Raw genomic sequence first — 8809 nt, forward strand, 5'->3', positions numbered from 1 at the left:
GAGCGGTGTCCGTGCACGCCCCCGCCGGGTTCTTCAACCAGGGCGGCGGATTCGAGTACCCCGCCTTCCTGGGGTTCACCGCGGCCTCCATCGGACTGGCGGGCGCGGGCCGGTACTCCCTCGACCACGCCACCTGCCACCGCTTCGACCGGCCGTGGATGGTGGTGCTGGCCTTCGCGGCCAGCGCCGCCGCGGCCGCCGCGGTGGTCACGAAGCGCGCCCGGGCGCAGGCGGAGGAGGCCATCGGGGAGGAGTGAGGCGCCGCCCGCCGGGGAAGGGGGCGCGGGCCCGGTCCTTCCCCGGCGGACACCGCCCGCTACCGGTCCTGGGAGAGTTCGTAGAGCTCCCGGAACGTGCCGCCCTCCACGGCCACGAGCTCGTCGAAGCCGCCCTGTTCGATGATCCGGCCGCCGTCGAGGACGACGATGCGGTCCGCGAGCCGGCAGTTCTCCATGCGGTGCGTGACGATCACCGTGATCCGTTCGTCCTTCGTGTCCCGCAGGCCCGAGAACACCATGTGCTCCCCGCGCGGATCCATCGCGGAGGTCGGCTCGTCCATGACCAGCAGCGCCGGACGCCGGTGGAAGGCCCGCCCGCAGGCGAGCCGCTGCCACTGGCCGCCGGACGGCTCGTGGCCGCCCCACAGGGAGCGGGCCAGCAGGGTGTCGAGGCCGTGGGGGAAGCCGGCGACGGCCTCCTTCATGCCGACGGCGTGCAGCGCTTCCCAGACGGCCTCCTCACCGCGCGGGCCGGGCTGGCCGAGGGTGATGTTCTCGCGGGCGGAGAAGGGCCAGTACCCGTAGGACTGGGTGACCAGGCCGACATGGGTCCAGGCTGAGCGCTGGTCGGCTTCGGAGGTCGGCACCCCGTCCCAGGACACGGTGCCCGCCGTCGGGGCCGTCAGCGCCGTCAGCAGGCGCACCAGGGTGGACTTCCCGGCCCCGTTCTCGCCGACGACGGCGACGACCTCGCCCCGGGTCAGGGTCAGCGACACCGGGCCGAGCGCGGGGGCGTCCTTGCCCGGGTAGGTGTACCCGGCCTCCTCCAGCCGGATCTTCAGCGGAGCCTCCATCACCTGCGGGCCGCGCGGCCCCGAGTTCTCGGCCGCCTCCGCGATGAAGGCGGCGTAGTCCCCGAGGTAGAGGGCGTGCTGGAACATCGCCGCCCCGTACACGACCAGCGAGGACAGGGCGGCCGTGGAGGTCCGCATGGCGACGATGGCTGTTCCGGCGGCGCCCGGCGCCATGTACCCGCCCACCACCAGCCCGCCCAGCGACAGCCAGGTCAGGGCCGTGAACAGGCCCGAGGCGCAGGCGGCGACGAGGTGGACGGCGAGGTAGCGCGGGGCCGAATCGACCATCTTGGAGTCGATGCGCGCGCAGACCGCCGCGTACCAGTGGTGGGCGTACGGCCGCATGCTGTTGCCGCGCAGCTCGTCCGCCAGCTTGGGGGTGGTGAGGTGCCAGCGCATCATGTGGCGGATGTTGCGGGAGGCGACCGTCTCGTTGTGCAGGGCGTGGTCGAGGCGGGCGGCGTGCACCGAGCCCAGGCCGCGCGGGATCACCGACAGCAACAGCAGCGGCAGCAGCACCGGGTGGACCACCGACAGCACCGAGGCGACGGCGATCAGGTCGATCAGCCCGCCGGTGAAGCCCAGGGCGTCCTGGAGCAGCATCGAGGAGCGGGCGGATCCGGTCTCGGCGGCCTCGGAGCGCTCGGAGAAGTCCGGGGCGTCGTAGGAGGAGAGCTCCACGTCCATGTGGGCGTCGACCATGGCGAGGTCGGCGACCGTGGACATGCCGGGGGTCAGCCGGCGCGCGGCGCTCCCGGCCGCGATGGAGGCCAGCGCCCCGAGCGCGGTCATCGCGGCGGCGGCCGCCAGCGGCCAGGCCGCGGCCGAGACGCGCTGCTCCACGGTGCCGCCTCCGAGCAGCGGACCCATGGCCCGGGAGACCGCCGTCAGGGCGGCGGCCGTGCAGATCCCGCCGAGGACCTGGGCGCAGACCAGCCAGACGAAGGCGGTCCGGTTCACCGCCCAGGCCAGGCGGGCGGTCCGGGCGAGGGAGTCCGGTACGCGGCGGGCCATCTGCGCGAGCGACAACCGCTCCACGGCCTCCCGGTGGCGGCCCCACTTGAACGTGAACTCCGGCGGTGCGGGCGGGGCGGCGGCCTGCTTCTGGGACATGCCGGTCCTCCTTCGACTCGTCTGCGGTGACGGCCAGTTCGCCCCGTATCCCGGCACGGCGAAGCAGCCCTCCCCCTGATCGGGGGAAGGCCGGCACGGGGCCCGGGGGTGGCTGGGGGAGCGAGTACACAGCAGCCCGGAGCACGGAGCAACGCGATCCGGCCGACCCTGCCGGAGCCCGGGGCCCCGCCCCCCGGCCCCCTCCTGTCGGGCCCCGGCCCCGCCCCCGGCCTCCCGCGACGAGCAGAACGGCCGGAACCGGTCGCCGCGGCGTCCGGGCCCCCGGAAACCACTTGCGGGCGGGCTGCGGGGGCACGTCGTGCGGGAGTTGAAGGGGGGGCCGACACGGATCAGGCGGCTTGTCCGTGCCGGCCGAGTACGCCACGCTGAGCCCCGAGCACGAGGGCCACCGGCGAGCCCGGATCGCGCACCGATGAGTTTCCCGCGCCGCGCTCGTCCATACGCCGGACACCCACGAACGGAAGGCTGGGCCATGCGGAAACTGATCTACGGCATGAACCTGACCCTGGACGGCTACATCGCCGCGGCCGGCGACGACATCGGCTGGAGCGGACCGCCGAGCGACGAGCTGTTCCAGTGGTGGCTCGACCACGAGCGGGCGAGTGGCCTGTCGCTGTACGGGCGCAAGCTGTGGGAGGCGATGAGCTCCTACTGGCCGACCGGCGACCAGCAGCCGGGCGCCACCCCGGCGGAGATCGAGTTCGCGCGGAACTGGCGGGACACGCCGAAGGTGGTGTTCTCCTCGACGATCGGCACGGTCGACTGGAACACCCGCCTGGTCACCGGCGACGCGATCGCCGAGATCACCCGGCTCAAGGCCGGGGACGGCGGCCCGATGAACATCGGCGGCGCCACGCTCGCCGGGGCGGCCATGCGCGCCGGGCTGATCGACGAGTACGTGATCGCCGCCCATCCGGTCCTGGTGGGCAGCGGCACGCCGTTCTTCACCGCGCTGGACGGCTGGGTGAACCTGAACCTGGTGGAGACGCGGACGTTTCCCGGCGGCGTGGTCCTGACCAGGTACGAGACGAGGCGCTGAGCAGCAGCACCCACGTGTGTCCTGCCGTGGAGACGGAAGTCCTGGCGATCGTCGGCCCCGTGACGACATTCGTACAAGACCGGGGGCCGGCAGCCCAGGCATCCTCCCGCGTACGGGTATCTACGACGGTAAGCACGTGCACGGGATGCACGTGGTCCACGACGGCCGCCGCCGCCCAGGTGGCGGCCGCGAGCGGCTACGTCGACCAAGCCCACCTCCACCGCGAGGTCAAAGCGTTCACCGGGGTGACACCCACCGCCGTAGCCGCTGCAACGTGGCTCGCCATCGATGAGGACGACGCGCTGGTCTCACGGTGACGCCGCATACGACATCGGTACGACACGGCCCGTGAGATGACGACATCAGCCGCGAGACCCTTCACGTCAGTTCCCGGGTGTCCAGGGGGACGTGCCAGGCGTTGCGGCGGTGCGCGGAAGCCAGTTGGGCCTCGAGGGGGTTCGGGGGGACGGCCAGCACCGGGCAGGGGGCGTGGGTCAGGCAGTAGCGGGCCACCGAGGGGCGCAGCGCGCCCAGGAGCGGGCCGCGGGGGCCCGCGCCGACCACGAGCAGGTCGTCGGCGTCACGGACGGCGTCGACCAGGGCGGCCCCGGGGGTGCCCCGCACCGCCTGTCCGGCCAGGGTGACGCCCGGGCCGCCCGCCCCGAAGGCGCCGTCGAGGGCCTGCCGCAGCCGCTCGACCGCGGCCGCCCGGCACGCGGGGTAGAGGACGTCGCGGCTGGACGTACGGGAGCCCAGCCCGCCGCCCGGCGCCTGCCAGGCCAGCACCACCCACAGCTCCGCGCCGCGCAGCCGGGCCTCGGCCGCGCCCCGGTGCAGGACCGCCAGGCTCCCGGGACTCCCGCTCACACCCGCCACCACTCGTCGCCGCACCGCCGGTCCTCCCCTGCCCCTGTCGTTCCGCGTCGTCTCCCATTCAACGGCGGCCGCGGCGGCCCGTCCGTCAGCGATGCGTATGAACCCGGGGCGCGAGCGTCAAGGTCCCGTCAGCGGAGTCCCGGCAGCAGGTCCACGGCGGCGGCATCCGGCGGCCCACCGGGGTGGAGGCAGGGGGAAACCCGCCCCGGGAGCCGCCGGCCGGGCGGGCTACGACCAGAGCTGGAAGCGGTCCCAGCCGTCCCCGGCGCGCTCGTAGCGCAGGCGGGTGTGGACGCGGCTCTCGGCGGCCTGCCAGAACTCGATCTCGGCCGGGGCCAGGGTGTACAGCGTCCAGGCCGAGTCGACGAGCGAGGGCTCCCGCCCGATCAGGGCCAGGGCCTTCTCCAGGGCCTGGTCACGGTCGGAGGCGTCCGTCAGGTACTGGCTCTGACGGGCCAGCAGGGACTCGGCCCGGGCCGTGTCGGATCGCCCCAGGAAGTCGGCGGCGCTGTCCTCGGCCGACCCCGGCGTCACCCGGCCGCGGATCCGCACCTGGCGGCCGTGCTCCGGCCAGTAGAAGGTGAGCGCGGCCCTCGGGTGGCGGGCGAGCTGCCCGCCCTTGGGGCTGAAGGCGTGGCCCGCGAACTGCCAGCCGGAGGCGTCCACGCCCTTGAGGATCAGGACGCGCGCGTCCGGGTCCCCGGCGGAGTCCACCGTCGACAGGGTCATCGCGTGCGGATCGCGCACCCCGTCCGTCACCGCCTCGAACAGCCAGGAGACGAAGAGCCGTACGGGATCCTCCGGCGCCCCCGACGGATCGAACCGCGGCAGCGGGCCGGCGAACACCTCCAGCCCGCGCAGCCACTGCCGAGTGCCGTCCACGCGCTTCGAGCCCGCTGTCATCCCCAGCTCCTCCGGACCTCCGACCGACCGCACACGCATCCTTCACTCAGCATCCTGCATCCGCGAGGGCCGTTTCGTACATCACCTCGCACATGCTTGTTCGATTGGCCGAGAAGCTTGCAGATGAGGCCTGGAGGATGTGTGCCCGCCCGGTCAGCGCCCGGAGGAGGTGGGCAGCCGCACGACCAGCCGCGCACCGCGCGGGGCCTCCTCGGCCGCGACGGTGCCGCCGTGGTGGGCGGCCAGGTCGCGGGCGATGGCCAGGCCCAGGCCGGCGCCCCCGTGATCGCGGCTGCGGGCGTCGTCGAGGCGGGCGAAGCGCTCGAACACCCGCTCCCGGTCCTCCGGGGCGATGCCGGGGCCGTCGTCGAGGACCTCCAGGACGGCCGTCCGCCCGTCCGGGCCGCCACCGGTGGTGCGCAGCGTGACGTCCACCCCCTCGGCGGCGAACCGCTGCGCGTTGTCGAGGAGGTTGGTGACCACTCGGGTCAGCCACAGCTCGCTGCCCTCCACCACGACCCCCGCCTCCAGCGAGGTGCGTACGGGAACCCGGTCGCCCAGCCGCGAGCGCACGGCCCCGCCCACGACGTCCCCCAGGTCCAGCCGGACCGCCACCACCGGCTGGGCGGCGTCGATCCGGGCCAGCAGCAGCAGGTCGGAGGCCAGCTGCTGGAGCCGCTCGATGTCCTCCAGCGCCCCGCCGATCAGCTCCGGCCACAGCTCCGGGTCCCGGACCGCCAGGGCCACCTCCAGCTGCGTGCGCAGCACGGTGATCGGGCTGCGCAGCTCGTGCGAGGCGTCCGCGATGAACCGGCGCTGGCGGATCCCGGAGGACTCCAGCCGGTCCAGGGTGGTGTTCATGGTCTCGGCCAGCCGGGCCACCTCGTCGCGGGTCGGCGGCACCGGCACCCGGCGGTGCAGGTCGCGGTCGGTGATCTCGGAGACCTCCGCCCGGATCGCCTCGACGGGCCGCAGGGCGCGGCCGGTGACCCGCCAGGTGACGAGGCCGACGGTGGCGAGGAGCAGCGGCCCGCCCACCACGAGGGCGGCGGTGGTGGTGTCGTCGGCGGCGTCCACGTCGCGCAGCGAGGTCCCCACGAATACCGTGACCAGCCCCTGCGGCGTCTGCGTGGTCACCTGCACCACCCGCTGGCGGTGCTCGCCGCCGACCGGGCGGAGCCGCCAGGTGTGGAAGGACGTGCCCGGGCGCATCGGCTTGACGGGGGCCAGCGCGGGCAGGCCGGCCAGGTTCTGGGTGGCCCGCAGCACCCGGCCGCGGGCGTTGACCACCTGTACGAAATCGGCCCCGTGGCCGGCCGGGCGCATCCGGTCGAGGTCCCCGGCCGCCGCCAGCTGGGCGACCGTCGCGGCCTGCTGCGCGGCGTCCCGCTCGGCGTTGCGCAGCAGGTTCGCCTCCAGCAGCCCGAGCAGGGCGAAGGAGGCCGCGGCCAGGGCCGCCGCCACCACCAGGACGGCGCCCGCGGTCGCCCGGGCGCGGACGGTCGTGGGCCGCATCCGCCGCAGCGGCGGCCACACCGGCAGCCGGAGCCGGAGGGCGCGCAGGCCTCGTAGCCGGTGTGCGAGGCGGGGCGGGAGCTCAGCCACCGTCGGCCGCCAGCCGGTAGCCCGCGCCGCGCACCGTCTCCAGGGCGGCGCGGCCGAACGGTGCGTCGATCTTCCGGCGCACCGCGCTGACGTGCACCTCCACGACGTTCGGATCTCCGTCGAAGGCGCTGTCCCACACCTGCTCGAGGATCTCCCGCTTGGGCACCACCTCGCCGGGTCGCCGGGCGAGGTACTCCAGGACCGCGAACTCGCGCGCGGTCAGCCGTATCTCGGTGCCGCCCCGGGAGCAGTGGTGGCGCGCCGGGTCCAGGGTCAGGTCGCCGAAGGTCATCGTCTGCGGGCCGCGGCGGCCCGTGCGGCGGCCCAGCGCGCGCAGCCGGGCGACGAGGACGAGGTAGGAGAAGGGCTTGGAGAGGAAGTCGTCGGCGCCGGTGTCCAGCGCCTCCGCCTCGTCGTACTCGCCGTCCTTCGCGGTGAGCATCAGGATCCCGGACTCGTTGCCCGCGGCGCGCAGCCGCGAGCAGACGCGGTAGCCGTTGAGGCCGGGGAGCATGATGTCGAGGACGATGAGGTCGTAGTCGTGCTCGGAGGCCATCCACAGGCCCTGGAGCCCGTCGTGGGCCACGTCCACGGAGAAGCCCTCGGACTGGAGTCCCCGCTGCAGGGCCAGGGCCAGCCGTCGTTCGTCCTCCACCACCAGTACGCGCATGGGGACCAGGGTCTCAGGCGCGGCCGGGGCGTTGCTGAAGAGGTCTTCAGCCGGCTTCAGCTGGGCTTCAGCAAGTGCTCAGCATGCTCGGGGGCGAGCCGGGTGCGGTGCCCGGTTGTGCATGAGGAGTCCCGGTATGTCTGAGTCTTTCCCGCAGTCCGAGCAGCCCGGCCAGGCCCCCGAGGGCGGCGACGGCAAGCGCAGGGGCCTGTCCCGGGTGGTGCCGCGGCGTACGGGTGCCCGGTGGGCGGCCGCGGGCGTGGCGGCCGCGGTGATCGTCGGCGGCGGGGCCGCGGCGGTCGCGGTGGCGGAGCATCACGACGGGCGGGGCAAGGGGTCCCGCTCCGCGTGGTCCGAGGCCGACCACGAGGGTGCGCCCGGGCACGCCCACGGCGGCGAGCGCAAGGGGCCGAAGCCGGTCCCCCCGAAGCTGCGTGACGGCGCCGCCGGGCTCGGGGGCGCCGCGAAGAAGGCCCCGGCGCCCGCGCCGCTGCCGTCCCTGGCCATCGGCCAGGCCGCGGAGAAGGCGGCGGGAGCGGTGGCCGGCGGCAAGGTGGAGTCCCTCCGCCCGGTGGCCCAGGACGGCGGCGGCAGCGCCTGGCTGGCGGTCGTCCTCGCCCCGGACGGCGTCCGCCACGCGGTCACCGTCTCCGGCACGGACGGCACCATCACCGCCAACGTCCCGGTGAACGGTCACCGGGCCCGCTGACTCCTCGGCCGCCCGCGCCGTCCGCGCCCCCCGTCCGGCCCCTGCCGGTCGGGGTGGCCGCGTTTGCCGCCCGGCACCCGCCGGCCGGGGCTGCCGCCGGCTGCGGCCGGACCCCGTAGCCGCCCCGTCCGCCGACCGCCCCCGGTCTGCGTCGCCGCGTCCGCCTGCCCCGGCGGAGTCCCGTCCTGCCCCTCCCGCGTCGGGCGGGCAGAATGAAGGGGACGTTCTCCGCCCGGGCTCGGGCGGACGGCAGAGGAGGCCGCCGGTGCCGACGGACCAGCCGGGTGAGGCACAGGCTCGCGGCCCGATCCGGTCCGAGCCGGGCTCGCTGCTGGAGCAAGTGGCCGTGGCCGTCTTCGGCATCGACGAGGCGGACCGGATCTGCTACTGGGGCCCCGGTGCGCAGGGCCTCTTCGGCCACGCGGCGCCGGACATCCTCACGCACCCCGCCGCCGGCCTCTTCCCCGCCGCCTCCGTGGGCGCGGGGGCGTCCGCAGGTGCTGATGCCGCCGTCGGCCCGGCCCCCGCCCCCGCCGATGCCGCCGGTGGCCTCGGGCCCGCCGCGCGGCTCGCCGAGAGGGCCCGGGCGCTCGGGTACTGGCGGGTGCGGTTGGACGTGCTGCACCGGGACGGGTCCGTCTTCGACTGCGGGTTCCGGGTCTTCCCGGTGACCGGCGCCCCCGGCGCCCCCGGCGGGTCCGTGGTCATCGGCCTGGCCAGCAGGGGTGACGAGCTCGACCGGGTGAAGACGAACCTCGCCTTCCTCGACGCCCTCTTCGAGAACTGCCCCATCGGCCTGGT

General features: G+C 75.1%; 8 protein-coding genes and 2 pseudogenes. 5 read left to right on the plus strand and 5 right to left on the minus strand.

Annotated elements, in window-relative coordinates; translation table 11 throughout:
* On the plus strand, nt 1-257 hold a 257-nt coding region (locus ACFV0Q_RS33570; RefSeq protein ID WP_385010594.1), incomplete at its 5' end, for a DoxX family protein.
* A gap of 59 nt (nt 258-316) precedes the next feature.
* On the opposite strand, the gene ACFV0Q_RS33575 is transcribed toward ACFV0Q_RS33570, so the two are convergent.
* Complete coding sequence (locus ACFV0Q_RS33575; protein ID WP_385010596.1) at nt 317-2185, minus strand: ATP-binding cassette domain-containing protein; 1869 nt, start codon at nt 2183-2185, stop codon at nt 317-319.
* Between the two features lie 493 nt (nt 2186-2678).
* Between ACFV0Q_RS33575 and ACFV0Q_RS33580 the strand changes: the two genes are divergently transcribed.
* Nucleotides 2679-3245 (plus strand): dihydrofolate reductase family protein, encoded by a 567-nt coding sequence (locus ACFV0Q_RS33580; RefSeq protein ID WP_385010598.1) that lies wholly within the window; start codon nt 2679-2681, stop codon nt 3243-3245.
* Between the two features lie 170 nt (nt 3246-3415).
* Nucleotides 3416-3562: pseudogene (locus tag ACFV0Q_RS33585) on the plus strand (AraC family transcriptional regulator); the annotation flags it as partial.
* Between the two features lie 61 nt (nt 3563-3623).
* Here ACFV0Q_RS33585 and ACFV0Q_RS33590 read toward each other — a convergent pair.
* From ACFV0Q_RS33590 to ACFV0Q_RS33605, 4 genes are all read right to left on the minus strand, one after another.
* The gene (locus ACFV0Q_RS33590; protein WP_385010600.1) at nt 3624-4136 is read right to left on the minus strand and encodes a universal stress protein; all 513 of its coding nucleotides are present in this window, start codon (nt 4134-4136) and stop codon (nt 3624-3626) included.
* A 213-nt stretch (nt 4137-4349) separates the two neighbouring features.
* A complete protein-coding gene (locus tag ACFV0Q_RS33595) occupies nt 4350-5024 on the minus strand; it encodes a pyridoxal 5'-phosphate synthase (RefSeq protein WP_385010602.1) in 675 nt (224 codons plus the stop codon).
* Nucleotides 5025-5177: 153 nt separating this feature from the next.
* The gene (locus ACFV0Q_RS33600; RefSeq protein ID WP_385010607.1) at nt 5178-6539 is read right to left on the minus strand and encodes a sensor histidine kinase; all 1362 of its coding nucleotides are present in this window, start codon (nt 6537-6539) and stop codon (nt 5178-5180) included.
* Nucleotides 6540-6621: 82 nt separating this feature from the next.
* Nucleotides 6622-7299, minus strand: a complete 678-nt coding sequence (locus ACFV0Q_RS33605; protein WP_385010603.1) for a response regulator transcription factor — start codon at nt 7297-7299, stop codon at nt 6622-6624.
* A 136-nt stretch (nt 7300-7435) separates the two neighbouring features.
* On the opposite strand from ACFV0Q_RS33605, the gene ACFV0Q_RS33610 reads away from it, so the two are divergent.
* A complete protein-coding gene (locus tag ACFV0Q_RS33610) occupies nt 7436-8008 on the plus strand; it encodes a hypothetical protein (RefSeq protein WP_385010605.1) in 573 nt (190 codons plus the stop codon).
* A 265-nt stretch (nt 8009-8273) separates the two neighbouring features.
* Nucleotides 8274-8809: pseudogene (locus ACFV0Q_RS33615) on the plus strand (hypothetical protein); the annotation flags it as partial.

The sequence above is a fragment of the Streptomyces sp. NPDC059564 genome (assembly GCF_042735575.1).
GTDB lineage: Bacteria > Actinomycetota > Actinomycetes > Streptomycetales > Streptomycetaceae > Streptomyces.